Annotated in this window: 16 protein-coding genes, 1 tRNA gene and 2 pseudogenes; 3 read left to right on the forward strand and 16 right to left on the reverse strand. The window is 41.6% G+C overall.

Annotated elements, in window-relative coordinates; genetic code table 11:
- Positions 1-7 precede the first annotated feature (7 nt).
- From NDM98_RS05135 to NDM98_RS05165, 7 genes are read right to left on the reverse strand one after another with little or no spacing between them, the layout of a single operon-like run.
- On the reverse strand, positions 8-505 hold the full coding sequence (locus tag NDM98_RS05135) for a MogA/MoaB family molybdenum cofactor biosynthesis protein (protein WP_251605091.1): 498 nt from the start codon (positions 503-505) through the stop codon (positions 8-10).
- A 19-nt stretch (positions 506-524) separates the two neighbouring features.
- Positions 525-1,535 carry a GTP 3',8-cyclase MoaA gene (gene moaA, locus NDM98_RS05140; RefSeq protein WP_251605093.1) on the reverse strand — a complete coding sequence of 337 codons (1,011 nt, stop codon included), beginning with the start codon at positions 1,533-1,535 and terminating at the stop codon, positions 525-527.
- 15 nt (positions 1,536-1,550) lie between these two features.
- Positions 1,551-2,165: a molybdenum cofactor guanylyltransferase gene (locus NDM98_RS05145; protein WP_251605095.1), complete on the reverse strand. Its 615-nt coding sequence runs from the start codon at positions 2,163-2,165 to the stop codon at positions 1,551-1,553.
- 1 nt (position 2,166) lies between these two features.
- Positions 2,167-2,397, reverse strand: coding sequence for a molybdopterin converting factor subunit 1 (gene moaD / locus NDM98_RS05150; protein ID WP_251605097.1), 231 nt, complete (start codon positions 2,395-2,397; stop codon positions 2,167-2,169).
- Complete coding sequence (locus tag NDM98_RS05155; protein WP_251605099.1) at positions 2,394-2,855, reverse strand: molybdenum cofactor biosynthesis protein MoaE; 462 nt, start codon at positions 2,853-2,855, stop codon at positions 2,394-2,396. Before NDM98_RS05155 ends, moaD begins: the two co-directional genes overlap by 4 nt.
- Positions 2,848-3,375, reverse strand: coding sequence for a molybdopterin-guanine dinucleotide biosynthesis protein B (mobB, locus tag NDM98_RS05160; RefSeq protein WP_251605101.1), 528 nt, complete (start codon positions 3,373-3,375; stop codon positions 2,848-2,850). The genes NDM98_RS05155 and mobB overlap by 8 nt, the downstream gene beginning before the upstream one ends.
- Positions 3,360-4,628, reverse strand: a complete 1,269-nt coding sequence (locus tag NDM98_RS05165; protein ID WP_251605103.1) for a molybdopterin molybdotransferase MoeA — start codon at positions 4,626-4,628, stop codon at positions 3,360-3,362. Before NDM98_RS05165 ends, mobB begins: the two co-directional genes overlap by 16 nt.
- Before the next feature lie 86 nt (positions 4,629-4,714).
- Here NDM98_RS05165 and moaC point away from each other — a divergent pair, with 86 nt between their 5' ends.
- A complete protein-coding gene (gene moaC / locus NDM98_RS05170) occupies positions 4,715-5,209 on the forward strand; it encodes a cyclic pyranopterin monophosphate synthase MoaC (protein WP_251605105.1) in 495 nt (164 codons plus the stop codon).
- Positions 5,210-5,413: 204 nt separating this feature from the next.
- A complete protein-coding gene (locus tag NDM98_RS05175; protein WP_251605107.1) occupies positions 5,414-6,103 on the forward strand; it encodes a hypothetical protein in 690 nt (229 codons plus the stop codon).
- Between the two features lie 426 nt (positions 6,104-6,529).
- Here the strand turns inward: NDM98_RS05175 and NDM98_RS05180 are convergent, their stop codons facing one another.
- Positions 6,530-6,829 (reverse strand): metal-sensing transcriptional repressor, encoded by a 300-nt coding sequence (locus NDM98_RS05180; RefSeq protein WP_251605113.1) that lies wholly within the window; start codon positions 6,827-6,829, stop codon positions 6,530-6,532.
- 172 nt (positions 6,830-7,001) lie between these two features.
- On the opposite strand from NDM98_RS05180, the gene NDM98_RS05185 reads away from it, so the two are divergent.
- The gene (locus tag NDM98_RS05185) at positions 7,002-7,778 is read left to right on the forward strand and encodes a Cof-type HAD-IIB family hydrolase (protein WP_251605114.1); all 777 of its coding nucleotides are present in this window, start codon (positions 7,002-7,004) and stop codon (positions 7,776-7,778) included.
- A 91-nt stretch (positions 7,779-7,869) separates the two neighbouring features.
- On the opposite strand, the gene NDM98_RS05190 is transcribed toward NDM98_RS05185, so the two are convergent.
- From NDM98_RS05190 to NDM98_RS05225, 8 genes and pseudogenes are all read right to left on the reverse strand, one after another.
- Positions 7,870-7,941, reverse strand: a tRNA-Arg gene (locus tag NDM98_RS05190).
- A 75-nt stretch (positions 7,942-8,016) separates the two neighbouring features.
- Complete coding sequence (locus tag NDM98_RS05195; protein WP_251605115.1) at positions 8,017-8,376, reverse strand: hypothetical protein; 360 nt, start codon at positions 8,374-8,376, stop codon at positions 8,017-8,019.
- 136 nt (positions 8,377-8,512) lie between these two features.
- The gene (locus tag NDM98_RS05200; protein WP_251605116.1) at positions 8,513-8,953 is read right to left on the reverse strand and encodes a BrxA/BrxB family bacilliredoxin; all 441 of its coding nucleotides are present in this window, start codon (positions 8,951-8,953) and stop codon (positions 8,513-8,515) included.
- A gap of 118 nt (positions 8,954-9,071) precedes the next feature.
- Positions 9,072-10,313, reverse strand: coding sequence for a dihydrolipoamide acetyltransferase family protein (locus NDM98_RS05205; RefSeq protein ID WP_251605118.1), 1,242 nt, complete (start codon positions 10,311-10,313; stop codon positions 9,072-9,074).
- 18 nt (positions 10,314-10,331) lie between these two features.
- Positions 10,332-11,316 (reverse strand): annotated as a pseudogene (locus tag NDM98_RS05210) (alpha-ketoacid dehydrogenase subunit beta).
- Positions 11,313-12,320 carry a thiamine pyrophosphate-dependent dehydrogenase E1 component subunit alpha gene (locus NDM98_RS05215; protein WP_251605120.1) on the reverse strand — a complete coding sequence of 336 codons (1,008 nt, stop codon included), beginning with the start codon at positions 12,318-12,320 and terminating at the stop codon, positions 11,313-11,315. Before NDM98_RS05215 ends, NDM98_RS05210 begins: the two are co-directional and overlap by 4 nt.
- Positions 12,321-12,344: 24 nt before the next feature.
- Positions 12,345-13,765: pseudogene (gene lpdA, locus NDM98_RS05220) on the reverse strand (dihydrolipoyl dehydrogenase).
- A gap of 26 nt (positions 13,766-13,791) precedes the next feature.
- Entirely contained in the window at positions 13,792-14,904 is a 1,113-nt protein-coding gene (locus tag NDM98_RS05225) for a Leu/Phe/Val dehydrogenase (protein WP_251605122.1), read from the reverse strand.
- Between the last annotated feature and the right edge of the window lie 175 nt (positions 14,905-15,079).

Raw genomic sequence — 15,079 nt, forward strand, 5'->3', positions numbered from 1 at the left:
CCTCCCGTTATTTATGTAATTCCTTAATTATATGACCCAACTCAAGCAAAATGAGCTTCTCCATCGCAAGCGTAACGGCGCCGGTTGAACCAGGCATTGAAAATACCGCTTTATCCGAAACCGTTCCCGCAATTGCTCTTGAAAGCATCGCGGGTGAGCCGATATCATATTGATAGCTGATATAACGAAATAACTCTCCAAATCCCGGTAATTCTTTTTCAAGTAAACCTTCCACAACCTCATAGGTGACATCGCGCTTGGAAACACCTGTGCCGCCATTTATTAGAATGGCTTCTACCTGACCATCATCAAGTCCTTGCTTAATAGCCGCTCGAATAGAAGCCTTATCATCTTTGATAATGTCATAGCCACAGACAACATGGTTAGCTTCAATTAGAAGTTGTTTAATAGCAGCACCGCTTTTATCTGTGTCTATCGTTCTCGTATCACTTACTGTAATCACGTAACATGCCACTGATTGATTAGAAGTATGCTCCGACATCATAACCCTCTCTTCTTTCCTATTAGCCACCTATATAAGACATTTCAATTTTGGGTCGATTAGCTGCCGTCTCTTCTGTTCGTTCATCCGAATAACGATCATGGCGGTTTGTCCAAATGTCTTTTAGAACATTCTCCAAATCACATTCTTCTGTTTCGTCTCGCAGAAGCTTTTTAAGGTCATATCCTTTTGTTGCAAATAAACAGGTGAAAAGCTTTCCTTCAACAGAGATTCTTGCTCGTGTACAAGTGGAGCAAAAGGATTCAGAGACTGAAGAAATCACTCCGATTTCTCCTGGTGCGTCAGTAAATGCATACCGGCTGGCTACCTCTCCATAATAGGATGGATCAAGTGGTTGCACACCAAAGTGCGTTTGCAGTAACGCAATAATGTCTGCTTTCGTCATAACCGAATCAAGTCTCCAACCATTGGTGCTGCCGACATCCATAAATTCAATAAAACGGAGTGTAACGTCCTTCTCTTTGAAAAAAGTAGTCATCGGGACCACTTGATGATCATTCACATTTTTTTGTACAACCATGTTTATTTTCACTTGTAACCCGGCATCTTTAGCCGCTTGAATTCCTTTTAAAACCGGTTTAATTCCAACAGATCGACCATTCATCTTCTTAAAAACATCATCATCAATTGCATCTAAACTGACGTTAACACGTTTGAGACCTGCTTTTTTTAGTGCATGAGCATGCTTTGGTAGAAATACAGCATTTGTAGTTAACGCTACATCCATAATGCCTTCTATTTGATTAAGACGTTTAATCAATTCAGGCAGATCTTTACGCAAAAGCGGTTCGCCGCCCGTAATCCGAACTTTCTCCACCCCAAGTGAAGCAGCAGCCTTCACCACACGCTCAATCTCATTAAATGTTAGATACTCTTCTTTTGGTAAAAACGCATAGTCTGGACCAAAGATTTCAGCCGGCATGCAATATGAACACCTAAAATTACATTGGTCCGTGACAGAAATTCTAATATCACGAAGCGGTCGCCCTAATGTGTCTGTTACGGAAGCCATTGTTATACTCCTTCCTTAGCGATCTCCTTCTATCTCTTTTAGCAATTGTTTATAAGAAGAATCGTCATTGATGTTTTGAAACGCTTCAGTTGGGATCGCTAACTCTTCTTCTGTTAAATACTTTGTTTTTACAGAGTCTAGGAAATCTATCATTCGATACTGTTTATTTAAAAGTTGCTGGTGTAAGGTAGCTAGGCAGTCAGCATGATATATTGCGGCAAGTGGTTGCATGCGCTCATTAACAACCGGCACAATAGCATCAAAAGAATCATTCACACATTCAATTAATTTCCCCACTGCTTTTTGGTCCATAAGCGGCATATCAACGGCGATCACAACGTACCATTCGGCAGGTACCTGTTTCATCGCAGAATAGATGCCAGCGATTGGTCCCTTTCCAGAAAAAGGTGGCTGATCTTCAATCATAATTGCATCCCGCTGATTAGAAAGTTCCATTTGAAGCGTCGGCTTGCTGACTACAATCACACGGTCGACATGTGGTGTCACCGCATCCAACACTCGTTCATAAAAAAGACGATGTTGTAAAACAGCTAAAGCTTTTTCTCCACTAAACCTCGATGAAGCTCCACCTGCTAAAACGACCCCTACTCGAGAAAATGCGGGTTCCATCTTATCCACCACTGACAGGCGGGATCAGTGCTAATGTATCACCAGCTCGTACAATCGTCTCTTGCTCAGCATATTCTTCATTTACTGCTACCATAACTGAATCGAGCTCTATTTGATACGTCTTTTGCAATTCATCAACTAGCTCTTTCACTGTTTTTTCAGAATACGATAACTCAAGTATATGTGTACCAATTTTCTCTTCTAGACTGGCAAAGCATTTAACTGTGATCATGTTCTTTTCCCTCCTTTGGCACACCTGAAACGGTTTCGAGCTTGGTTTCCAATCCACTCACTGCCGTCCTCCCATTGTTCCTTTTTCCATATTGGTACAATTTGTTTGATTCTTTCAATGGCGTATTCGTTGGCTGCATAGGCATCTTTTCGATGTGGGGTTGATACAGCTATCACGACGGCAATATCTGAAATTTGCAGAAGTCCGGTTCTATGCCAAATAGCCGTAATCGCATCAGGCCACTTTTCTTTGATCTCCTCACCAATTCGTTGCAGTTGTTTGACCGCCATTGTCTGGTACGCCTCATATCGCAGAGACAATGTTTTTCTTCCATGAGTAAATTCTCTGACGGTTCCTGTAAACGTCACAACAGCTCCAACATCTCTGCGGATGACTTTCTGTGTGATTGATTCAATCTGAAGTTCATCTTCTGTCACTGAAAATAATGGCTCATGCATGTTGCTGCCTCCTTATATAGCTTACCAACCATAAAAGCAACTGCTCTTCGTCGCCTCTCAAAAAAACAGGGTATGTCGTCATCTGTGGACGTTCCTCTAGACTAACAACAGCAATCGTATGGTTAACTTGCTCCAAGAGTTTTTCATCCTGCTGGTTCTTGAGCAAAACCACCTTTGGATAAGGCCAATGTTTGTACCCCTCTATCAGGATAAGATCCAAAGGCATTGCTTGTAATACTGCTAACAGACCTTCTGGATCATCTTGATTAAGTTGAGCGGTCAGTTGTAGAACGCCGGCGCCTTCTACTGCACTTGCCACCGCACCAGCCGCATAATGTTTATCACTATCTTTATTGAGACTTGCAGAATCAGGCTTTCCACCGTGACCATGGTGCTTCATGGTACCTACTCTAAGATTATGTCTTGTTGCTTCTTCAATTAATTGGCACATTAACGTTGTTTTCCCGCTATTTTGATACCCAACTATTTGCAAAATAACTGGATTTACTCCCATGGCCATTCGCTACCTTCTGATGATTCAAGCAATAAGACATCCACTAGATCACCTGTTGTATAACCTCTTGTGCCACCAGGTAGCACCATAAATGCAACTGTTTTTGCAAGTGAACTTACAGCACTAGATTTATTAAAACCACTTGGGGCCACTTGAAGTTGATCATTTGAATAAGACAACGCGCACCGAACAAATCGAGTAAATGGGTTGGCTTTTGGCACTGGTTCAATCAGTGTAGCTTTCACCTTTTGAAGATGTGGTTTAGTTTGTAACATGCTTGTCCCGATGACTGGTTTAACAAAAACCTCAAAGCCAACATAACAAGCTGAAGGATTACCTGACAGCCCAAAAAGTAAGGTGTCCTGCCAAACGGCAACCGTTGTAACACTACCTGGTCTCATCGCAATTTTATTAAATAGGACTTCAGCTTCTAGTTTTGCATAGACCTCAGGTAGGAGATCAAAATCTCCAACTGATACTCCACCAGTTGTAATAAGCATATCAACCTGCTCGGCCGCTTCTTTTACTCGATTATAACAGAGGTCAAATTCGTCTGGAAGATTGCCCATATAATAAGGAATCGCACCTGCACGTTCAATTTGGGCTAAGAGCATATGCGTGTTACTATTACGGATTTTACCTGGCTCTAATGGATCTCCTAGATCTAGAAGTTCCGAACCCGTTGCAAACACGCCGATGGTTGGTTGTTTCGCAACTGTCACATATTCATACCCAAATGTAGCTAGTAAAGCTGCCGTACCGGGGTTAATGACGGTTCCTTTTTTTAATAAAATAGTTCCTGTAGCAACGTCTTCGCCTTGATAAGAAATATTGTGTCCTGCAGGAAACTCTCGTTTGATCGTCATATAATTTGTTTCATTTTCTGAAAATGCATGGGCTAGCTCAAGCATAACTATAGCGTCACAATTTTTTGGGAGCATCGCCCCAGTCATGATCCGAACAGCTTCACCTGATTGGACTTCCCTCGAACAAACCGAACCCGCTCCAATCGTTTCGATCACTTGAAACGTAATTGGGTTATCTCTCGAGGCTTCGCTCGAATCTTGTGAGCGAATCGCAAACCCGTCGTAAGGAGAGCGATCAAACGGTGGTACGGGGTGCTTGGCAATAAGATCCTCTGCCAAGGTTCGTCGATACGCTTTATGTAAATGAACTTGCTCTGTTTTTTGTTTTTGTGGAATACTCATTACTTTTTTAACGGCTTCACTGACTGGTATAGGTGTTCGCTTTTCAAGCACTCATCTCACTCCCGTTGTCGTTATGATAAAAAATGATCTACGTGATACAATGACCTTCAAAAGTAGAAAAGAGGTGTACATACAAAATGTCTGAATTTACACATTTTAATGATCAAGGTCGTGCCAAAATGGTCGATATAACAAATAAACAGGAAAGCAATCGTTCGGCTACTGCCCATTCAAGTATTACCGTGAACGAATCCATTTATAAAGGAATCACATCCAATCAAATGAAAAAAGGAGACGTTCTCGCGGTTGCCCAAGTAGCAGGAATTATGGCCGCTAAACAAACGTCAACGATGATCCCAATGTGTCATCCTATCCCCATTAGCGGAGTTGATATTCAATTTGACTGGAAGCAAATTAAAGAAAACTATCAGCTACTCATTTCTGTAACTGCTAAAACAAAAGGCAGTACTGGCGTAGAAATGGAAGCCTTATCTGCTGCAAGTGTGTGCGCATTAACCGTCTACGATATGTGTAAAGCACTTGATAAAGGTATGGTTATCGGTCAAACCTATCTCACTCATAAATCAGGTGGGAAAACAGGTGACTACTCTCGAGACGAACCGGTAGAATGATTTTCACCGGTAGAAATTGCTTTCTATTAGTTTCGCACATATTAGGTCAGGAAGAAAAGAAAAAACCATCCGTCTAGCTTAACGATCACATATCGACAAAATCTACCTTTAATAGAACTCATTCCTGAATTCTTGATGAATTCCGCTATTTTTACCGTGACTTTTGATGTATGATAAAAGTATAGGATAATCAAGGAGGTACTAATGATGAAGAAGATGCTTTTACTTCTATCTGTCTCAATGATTGTATTAGCTGCTTGTGGACAAACAGCCAAAGAAGCTGATCCAACAGAGACTGAGACTACGGAAGACTCAAACATAACTGAAACACCTGAACAAATAGAAAATGATGATGAAGCTCCAGAAGACACTGATACGGAAGAAGCTTCTGAAAACGAAGAAGCTACAGATTCGGACGAAGTGGCAGAAGAAACCTCACAAGCTGAAGAAACAGCTGTTTCAGCGGGAGGAGACGCTTCTACTGAAGAAGAAGCTGAACCTGAATCTGACTCCGATTCCAAGGTAGAAGCAACTGAGACAGACTCATCTGAACTTGGAGAGGACGAGATTGCTGACCCATCTTACACAGAAGTTGAAAGTGATACACACCAAGAAGCGATCACTGATCTAAAAGACCAATTCTCAAATCAATTACTTTCTATTGAATTAGAAAATGGAGAAGACTGGGCAGATGTCTATGCGGTTGTAACAGATGGACTCAAACTCCCTTCAGACGAAGAACGAGAATTTCATATCTCACAAATGGCAGAAGCGATAACAGAATCACTTGATCTTAAAACACAAGCTCCAGGTGGCACCATTACATTTGTATACGAAGATCAATCTGTGTTAGGAACGTACCATACTGAGGATGGAAGTATAAGCTATCCGTAATGCTAAAAAAGATGAAGCAGACATACAAGTGTCTAGTTCATCTTTTTTGTTTGATCTTATTAAGTTGAGCTGCGTTCTTTGGCGGGAGATACAGCGGAAGAAGTGCTGTTACATCTGATAAACAGATAATACATCGGATTATGTGCTGTTACATCCGTTAAACTGAAAATACATCGAAAAAAGTGCGATGAGATGAACCAGGTTCTTGGTAAATTGATTCAGGTTCTTGATGTACACCCACCGGTCTTGGTCAATCAAGCTATGTTCTTGATCCATATGCTCTATTCTTGGTAAACCTTTAATGACTCTTAATGAAAAAAGGTTTTCTCTTATTATCGTAAGCTACCTCTTGCTAAGACCTCTATCCTTCTTGGTTCTAGACAGATTCCTCTTGGTGAGTATTCTATCACCGCGCCTCACTACGTTTTACGCTTTTGTAAACCGCTCAACCACACTCATTAGTTCCTCAATCGCTTGATCTCCATTTCCTTCTTTTATCGCATCAGCGACACAGTGTTTGGAATGATCTTCGAGTAGCTGCAGGCTTACTTTTTTCATCGCTGCATTAATTGCTGAGATCTGGGTAAGAATATCCACACAATATCGATCATCTTCAACCATTTTTTGAATGCCACGTACTTGACCTTCAATTCTCTTTAAACGATTTGTCAGCTGCTCCTTGCTCATTGTCGTGCGATGATCGACTGTTTTATGATCATGTTCCATAAGAAATCACCTCTTTTACCTTCACTAAAGCTTATAAGTACTAGTAGTATACCATGCACTAGTTCAACTCGTCAGCTTGAGATACCCCTCTGCTCCTACATTGACACATGAGACTTGCTTATAATACAGTTAATCTGAAACCATACTATATATAGACAAAGAGAGTGATACAATGGAAAAAGCGATGATCTTTTTTGATATTGATGGTACGTTATATGACCATCAAAAAGAGTTACCAGCTTCAACAAAAAGTTCGATCCAAGCTTTAAAGAAAGCAGGTCACGAGGTAGCCATTGCAACTGGTCGACCACCTTTTTTCTTTGAAGACCTCCGCAAAGAGCTTGGAATTGATTCCTATGTTAGCTATAATGGCCAATACGTTGTCTATAAAGGGGAGGCAATTTTCACAAATCCTTTAGATGCAGCCACTATTGAAAAACTGACAGAGTTTGCAGCAAAACGTAGTCATCCTCTGGTCTATATGAATCACGAGACCATGCGCTCAAACATCGCTGATCATCCAGCTATAGAAGAAAGCTTAAATAGTTTAAAAGTTCGTCCCCCAGAAAATGATCCTCACTTTCATAAAGAACGTGATCTCTTCCAAACCTTGTTATTTTGCACTGAAGGGGAAGAAAAAGAATACTCCGAAGCATTTGAAGCCATTCGATTTGTTCGTTGGCACCCTTCTTCAGTAGATGTCATTCCAGCAGAAGGCTCAAAGGCTGTTGGTATCAAGGCGCTTATTAAAAAATTAGGCTTTTCAATGGATCAGGTCTATGCTTTTGGAGATGAACGAAATGACCTTGAAATGCTTAGCGAAGTCGGACACGGTGTTGCGATGGGTAATGCTCCTCAGGTTGTAAAGGACGCGGCTAACTATGTCACAAAACCCGTTGATGAAGATGGTATTAAACACGGACTAGAAATGGTTGGATTGCTGAAATAATACAAACAAAGCCCTCTGCAAATAGTTGCAGAGGGCTTTGTTTGTAAATAAAAAAATCTGCCCTTTTGTGGACAGAATGGATCGTACAGTACGCGCCTAGTAGGACTCGAACCTACAACGCAAGAATCGGAATCTTGAATGATATCCCTTTCACCATAGGCGCATGTTGCTTAAGCGACATGAATAACTATATCTTAAAAGGGAGGTTCGTGTCAATTCATTTCCCTCCCTAATCGCATTAAGAGTGCTGCTTCTCGCCTTCTGCAAACATCTCACTAAAGCGCTCGTTGATATCGTCTTCTGTGTAGCCTGCAGTTCCAAGACGTGTGCCAAAGTTCTTCGCCCATAATTGAAGTCTGCTTGCCATTTTAGCGTATTTTTTAGACTCACTCCCCTTTGTATCATTGGCACGACCTTCTGCGTTAGAAATGATGTTCTCCACTACAAAAAGGACCTTCCACAAAGATTCTTCATCTAATTCTGTTCCTTCAGCTGCTAGACGATCAATCACTTTTTTATAGAAGTCTTGAAATTCTTTAAATGGAATCTCTTCTTCCATATTCAGATACACTTGAATTTGATCATATAAATCCTGCATGTTTGTAAACACTCCTTTATTTCTATCGGGCTCATTATAGCACAAATTCAAACAGTGAGTCAGTATATCGGACAAGAGTTTTTATGTGAAACTTAAAAAGCAGCGGACACTTATTAGGTCCACTGCCAATATCTACTTATGAGTTAGCACTAGTTTTGCAGTACTGATCAAAGGCTTGCTCAAGCTTTTGAACGACTTGAATGGGTTCATATCCTTCAATTTCGTGACGTTCTACCATCATTTGAATTTCACCGTCTTTTAGTAATGCAAACGATGGAGATGATGGAGCATAGCCTTTAAAGTATTCACGTGCTTTTGCTGTAGCTTCTTTGTCCTGCCCAGCAAACACTGTTAAAAAGCGATCGGGTCTTGTTTCGTAATTTTTCATATACGCAGCAGATGGTCTGGCAATCCCGCCTGCACAGCCACATACAGAGTTGATCATGACTAGAGCTGTTCCTTTTTCTTGAAGGGCTGTATCTACTTCATCAGGTGTTGTCAGCTCTTGATAGCCCGATTCAACCATTTCTTGTCTCGCACCTTGAACCACATCATTTATAAAGAAATTAAAGTCCATTTTTCGCACTCTCCTTTTTATCTTGCTTTGCCTGTTATTTTACATTGAAAATCGGTAAATTCCAATAGAAGTGCTCAAGAAAAACTCCTCAAATTAGAGGAGTTTTTCTATGGTATGGTTATTCTCCTGAAAACTGTTCAAGCTTTTTCTTGATGGAAGCAAGGAATTGTCCGCATACTAAGCCATCCAAGATACGGTGATCAAGAGACAAACATAGGTTGACCATATGACGAATGGCAATGGAGTCTCCCTCAGGTTGCTCAATCACTACTGGACGCTTCACAATCGACTCAATTGATAAAATCGCTGCCTGTGGGTAATTGATGATAGGCGCCGATTGAATCGAACCAAAAGAACCAGTGTTGTTAATCGTGAAGGTCCCACCCTGTGAATCAGCACTACTTAATTTACCTGAGCGCACTTTGCCAGCAAGCTCATGAATACTTTTGGCAAGACCCTTGATTGATTTATCATCCGCTCCATGAATAACTGGAACATATAACGCATCATCTGTCGAGACGGCCATCGAGATATTTATATCTTTTTTGCGGATGATTTTGTCTCCAGCCCACATTGAATTCATTTCTGGGAATTCTTTTAAGGCTTCAACAATCGCTTTGATGAAAAATGGTAGGAAGGTTAGATTGTAGCCTTCTTTTGCTTTGAAATCTGCTTTTACCTTATTACGATGTTGAACCAAACGTGTAACATCCACTTCAATCATTGTCCACGCATGTGGCGCTTCATGCTTGCTTCGTACCATATTGGCTGCAATTGCCTTACGAATGCCCGTCACAGGTATTTCGATGTCCCCTGTTGCAGAGACAACCTCTTGCTTGCTTACTGGTGCTTCCTGCCTAACCGGTTGTTGAACTGGTTCCTCAGTCGCACGAGCTGCCTGCCCTCCACTTGAAATAAGCTTCTCCAGATCTTTTCGAGTAATACGACCTGATTTGCCTGAGCCTTCTACTCTCGTCAAATCAATATCATGCTCTTGTGATAGCTTTAACACAGCAGGTGAGTAGCGTGTTCGTTGAGAAAGATCTGTCTCATCAGATTTCGCTGATGTATGTTCTTCAGCTTCTTTTTTAACGGGATCATCCTGTTTCTCTTCTGCACTCTCTTCTGTTTCAACGGAACAAATGATCGTTCCTACACTAACCGTTTCGTCTTCCTTCACAAGAAGTTCTTTAATCGTTCCATTATAAGAAGAAGGTACTTCCGCATTAACCTTATCCGTCATAACTTCTGCAATTGGTTCATACTTTTTGACGGTATCACCTGGTTGCACTAACCATTTTGTAATGGTACCTTCCGTAACACTTTCTCCGAGTTGGGGCATTTTCATTTCCGTCGCCATGCATGTCACTCCTTTCCTTTAAAACTCTGCTAGTTCTCTCATAGCCCGTTCGACTTTATCTGGATTAATCATAAATTCCTTTTCCATTGTTGGTGCATAAGGCATCGTTGGTGTATCCGGTCCAGGCAAGTCGTTGAATTGGTGCATCTAGATCAAAGAGACAGTTTTCAGCAATGATCGCCGCAACCTCTCCAATGATGCTACCTTCTAAATTATCTTCTGTAACAAGCAGAACCTTCCCTGTTTTAGATGCCGCTTCAATAATTGCTTCTTTATCTAACGGATACACCGTGCGCAAATCAAGAATATGCGTTTGGATACCGTCTTTCTCTAATCTCTCAGCAGCCTGCAGGGCAAAGTGAACAGCTAAACCATAGGTGATAACCGTCAGATCGTCGCCTTCTCTCTTCACATCTGCTTTACCGATTGGCAATGTATAGTCTTCTTCAGGTACGTCACCTTTTATTAAACGATACGCTCGCTTATGTTCAAAAAATAAAACAGGATCATTTGAACGGATTGCTGCTTTTAATAAGCCTTTTGCATCATAAGGTGTAGATGGCATCACTATTTTTAATCCCGGTGTCCAAGCAAACATTTTCTCCACACTTTGCGAGTGGTAAAGAGCTCCGTGTACTCCGCCGCCATATGGTGCACGAATCGTAATGGGGCTTTGCCAATCATTATTTGAGCGATAGCGAATCTTAGCTGCTTCTGAGACGATTTGGTTCACTGCAGGCATGATAAAGTCTGCAAATTGAATCTCTGCCACAGGACGCATGCCATACATAGCTGCTCCAATTCCGACTCCAACGATTGCTGATTCCGCAAGTGGCGTGTCCATCACACGATCGTCACCAAATTGTTCATGAAGTCCGGCCGTAGCACGGAAGACCCCACCACGGGCACCAACATCTTCTCCAAGTATAAAAACTTTTTCATCTCGTTCCATTTCTTCTTTAAGTGCTTGAGTAATGGATTCTATATAAGATATGACTGTCATAACGAACCCTCCTGCTCTTCATACACATGTAGATGCAAGCTCTCGGGATCAGCATATGGAGCCTCTTCAGCATAATCTGTTGCTTCATCAATCACTTTTGCAATACGCTCTTCCATTTCCTTCTCAACATCTTCTTGAAGCAGACCTTCTTTGATCAAATAATCTCGGAATGTTAAAAGAGAATCCTTACTTTTAGCGTTATCTACTTCTTCTCTTGACCGGTATGCACGATCATCATCGTCACTTGAATGAGGGGTTAGGCGATAAGATACGGTTTCAATTAACGTAGCACCTTCTCCTCTTCGTCCACGATCCGCGGCTTCTTTCACTGCAGCATACACTGCGATTGGATCATTCCCATCTACTGTTATTCCTGGCATTCCATAACCGATTGCTCGATCTGAGACACGTTCGCAACCCAGTTGTTTTTCCACTGGAACAGAGATAGCATACTTATTGTTTTCACACATTAAAATCACTGGAAGCTTATGCACACCGGCAAAGTTAGCCCCTTCATGGAAATCACCTTGGTTGGAAGATCCCTCGCCAAAAGTAGTTAAAACAACAAGATCCTTTTTCTCCATCTTAGCAGCTAGTGCTATTCCAACAGCATGAGGAACCTGTGTGGTAACAGGCGAAGAGCCTGTTACAATTCGATTTGCCGATTGACCAAAGTGACCTGGCATCTGGCGTCCACCCGAGTTCGGGTCCTCAGCTTTTGCAAAGGCCGATAACATTAGTTCTTTTGTTGTCATACCAAAAGTAAGCACAACACCAAGGTCACGATAATAAGGCAATGCATAATCCTTCTGTCGATCAAGTGCAAATGCAGCGCCAACCTGTGCGGCCTCCTGTCCTTGACACGAAATTGTAAATGGGATTTTTCCCGCTCTATTTAACAACCAAAGTCGTTCATCTAATCGTCTTGAGTGAAGCATCCACTCATACATCTCAAGTACCGTTTCATCGGTTAATCCTAGTGAATGATGTTTATTAGTAATCATGTCTCTCCTCCTCTGCCATTGTATTTAGCCGTGTATGGCTTTCCCGTTTGCTGCTAATGCTGCTTCTCCAAGTACTTCTGATAAGGTTGGGTGTGGGTGAATGGTATGAGCAACTTCCCAGCTTGCAGCGTCTAATACTTTGGCGATCGCTGCCTCAGAAATGAGCTCTGTAGCATGTGGCCCAATGATATGTACACCTAACAGATCATCGTTCTCTTTATTCGCAATTAATTTCACAAAGCCATTTGTTTCACCTTGTACTAATGCTTTTCCAATCGCTTGAAATGAGAATGTTCCTACTTTTATAGGAAGATCCTTGGACTTTGCTTGTTCTTCTGTTAAACCAACAGACGCCATCTCTGGGTAACTATAAATGCAGCTTGGAACCGTCTCGTAGTTAATTGGTGATGGATCATTACCCAAAATATGCTCAACTGCAAGTATCCCCTCATGTGAAGCAACATGAGCCAGCTGCATGCCACCAATGACATCTCCTATCGCGTAAATGTGCGATTCTTTTGTTTGTCCAAATTCATTTACCTGGATAAAACTTTTGTCGACCTGAATATCTGTATTTTTCAAGCCAATATCTGAAGTATTACCTGCCCGTCCAACACACACTAACATTTTTTCTGCTTCAAATGTAGTAGGTTCACCTTTGATTAGTCCAGTTACATGAACACTGTTTTCATTTTTGATGAGTTCATTTGTCTGTAAATCAACATTTGTGACAATTTTAATGCCCCTTGCCTGTAACTGCTTGGCCGCTTCTGCAGCAATATCTATATCTTCTGAAGGTAGAATTCTTCCTCCGTACTCAACGATGGTTACTTCCACGCCAAAATCCGAGAGCATTGATGCCCATTCCACGCCAATAACTCCTCCCCCTACAATGATGATAGAAGCTGGAGATACTCGAGTGTAAGGGCATGATCAGATGTTAAAATATGTGTTCCGTCTATTGTTAGGCCCGGTAAAGTGCGTGGTGTTGAGCCTGTTGCTACAATCACATTTTTGCCGATTAGCATAACATTTTCTTCATTTTTCCGTTCAACCGAAATGGTACCCGGTGTCGGTGAAAAGATAGAAGGGCCAAGAATTCGACCCTTTCCTTCGTATACATCTATGTCCCCGCGCTTCATTAAAAATTGAACACCTTTATGAAGCTGGTCTACTACCTTTTGTTTCCTTGTTTGGGCCGCTTGAAAATCAAAGGAGACACCCGTGGTTGTTACTCCAAATTCCCAAGTCCCTTTAGCTGTTCTAAGCACCTCTGCACTACGCAAAAGTGCTTTACTTGGAATGCATCCCTTATGAAGACATGTCCCGCCGATTTTCCCTTGTTCAACGATTGCTGTCTTAAGTCCCTCTTGAGCTGCTTTGATAGCTGCTACATAGCCACCAGTTCCACCGCCAAGAATAACTAAATCATAATCTTCTGCCATGGTGTCTCCTCCTTCAATCCTACCTATTACTTTTGTTGACCATTACGTGCACGTGATAATAAATGATGTTCATCTCGTACAAATTGTTTACGTGAGCGACGTAAACGTTCGATGCGTTCTTCCGCCATACGATCAGCAGCAACATTAGTTGAGATGCCATCACGTTTCGCAATCTCAAACACTTTCGCTACATTATCGTAAATGCCTTCTACTTTTTTCATCGCTCGATCGCGGTTATAACCTTTTAGCTCATCCGCAACATTAATAACGCCACCCGCATTGATGACATAATCAGGCGCATAGGCAATACCCATTTCCATAAGTCGTTCGCCATGACGTTCTTCTTTTAACTGATTGTTCGCTGCACCAGCTACAACACTGGCTTTTAAATGAGCAAGTGTATCATCATTAATAATGGCTCCTAATGCGTTAGGAGAAAAGATATCACAAGCTACACTATAAATTTCCTCTGGGGCCACGTACGAGGCTCCAAAATCTTCAACAGCACGTTTTGCCGCAGACTCATAGATGTCTGTTACAACTAATTCGGCACCTTCTTCATGTAGATACTTACATAGCTGATACGAGACATTACCTACACCTTGTACAGCAATTTTTTTGCCAGCTAAATTTTCATCACCAAAAGCCGCTTTTGCCGCAGCTTTCATACCCACAAACACTCCATAAGCTGTAACCGGAGATGGGTTTCCTGATGCTCCAAACGCAGGAGAAATACCAGTTACATAATCTGTTTCTTCATGAATAATATCCATATCAGCAACCGTTGTTCCAACATCCTCAGCTGTAATATATCGTCCGTTTAACCCTTGTATGTATCGTCCAAAAGCTCGGAACATTTCTTCATTCTTATCTTTACGAGGATCACCGATAATAACGGTTTTCCCTCCACCTAGATTTAATCCAGCTGCTGCGTTTTTATATGTCATTCCCTTAGATAGGCGAAGTGCATCTTCAAAAGCTGCCTCTTCACTTGAATAATTCCACATTCTCGTTCCACCGAGTGCAGGTCCAAGTGTTGTGTCGTGAATAGCAATGATCGCTTTTAAGCCGGACGTTCGATCCTGACAAACAACCACCTGTTCATAATCATATGTTTCCATTGTTGAGAAAAGATTCATCGCGAATTCCTCCTTTGGTCTTTTGGAAGGTCTAATTTTTAAGAGCATGACTCTCTCTCTATCCATGCCTTACTCGCAAAATGTCTCTCAATTATAATGAATTTTTTGTATCTTATTCCGATTCATCATTAATCTCCCATAGCAAAATGCGCATATATAGTATATCACGCAGGTT

It is taken from the genome of Alkalicoccobacillus plakortidis (genome assembly GCF_023703085.1).
In the GTDB taxonomy this organism is placed as follows: domain Bacteria; phylum Bacillota; class Bacilli; order Bacillales; family Bacillaceae_D; genus Alkalicoccobacillus; species Alkalicoccobacillus plakortidis.

Excerpts from the sequence above, each read along its gene's own strand:
- NDM98_RS05135 (WP_251605091.1), bottom strand. The coding sequence starts at position 505 with ATGATGTCGGAGCATACTTCTAATCAATCAGTGGCATGTTACGTGATT.
- moaA (WP_251605093.1), bottom strand. The coding sequence starts at position 1,535 with ATGGCTTCCGTAACAGACACATTAGGGCGACCGCTTCGTGATATTAGA.
- NDM98_RS05145 (WP_251605095.1), bottom strand. The coding sequence starts at position 2,165 with ATGGAACCCGCATTTTCTCGAGTAGGGGTCGTTTTAGCAGGTGGAGCT.
- moaD (WP_251605097.1), bottom strand. The coding sequence starts at position 2,397 with ATGATCACAGTTAAATGCTTTGCCAGTCTAGAAGAGAAAATTGGTACA.
- NDM98_RS05155 (WP_251605099.1), bottom strand. The coding sequence starts at position 2,855 with ATGCATGAGCCATTATTTTCAGTGACAGAAGATGAACTTCAGATTGAA.
- mobB (WP_251605101.1), bottom strand. The coding sequence starts at position 3,375 with ATGGCCATGGGAGTAAATCCAGTTATTTTGCAAATAGTTGGGTATCAA.
- moaC (WP_251605105.1), top strand. The coding sequence starts at position 4,715 with ATGTCTGAATTTACACATTTTAATGATCAAGGTCGTGCCAAAATGGTC.
- NDM98_RS05175 (WP_251605107.1), top strand. The coding sequence starts at position 5,414 with ATGATGAAGAAGATGCTTTTACTTCTATCTGTCTCAATGATTGTATTA.
- NDM98_RS05180 (WP_251605113.1), bottom strand. The coding sequence starts at position 6,829 with ATGGAACATGATCATAAAACAGTCGATCATCGCACGACAATGAGCAAG.
- NDM98_RS05185 (WP_251605114.1), top strand. The coding sequence starts at position 7,002 with ATGGAAAAAGCGATGATCTTTTTTGATATTGATGGTACGTTATATGAC.
- NDM98_RS05195 (WP_251605115.1), bottom strand. The coding sequence starts at position 8,376 with ATGCAGGATTTATATGATCAAATTCAAGTGTATCTGAATATGGAAGAA.
- NDM98_RS05200 (WP_251605116.1), bottom strand. The coding sequence starts at position 8,953 with ATGGACTTTAATTTCTTTATAAATGATGTGGTTCAAGGTGCGAGACAA.
- NDM98_RS05205 (WP_251605118.1), bottom strand. The coding sequence starts at position 10,313 with ATGGCGACGGAAATGAAAATGCCCCAACTCGGAGAAAGTGTTACGGAA.
- NDM98_RS05215 (WP_251605120.1), bottom strand. The coding sequence starts at position 12,320 with ATGATTACTAATAAACATCATTCACTAGGATTAACCGATGAAACGGTA.
- NDM98_RS05225 (WP_251605122.1), bottom strand. The coding sequence starts at position 14,904 with ATGAATCTTTTCTCAACAATGGAAACATATGATTATGAACAGGTGGTT.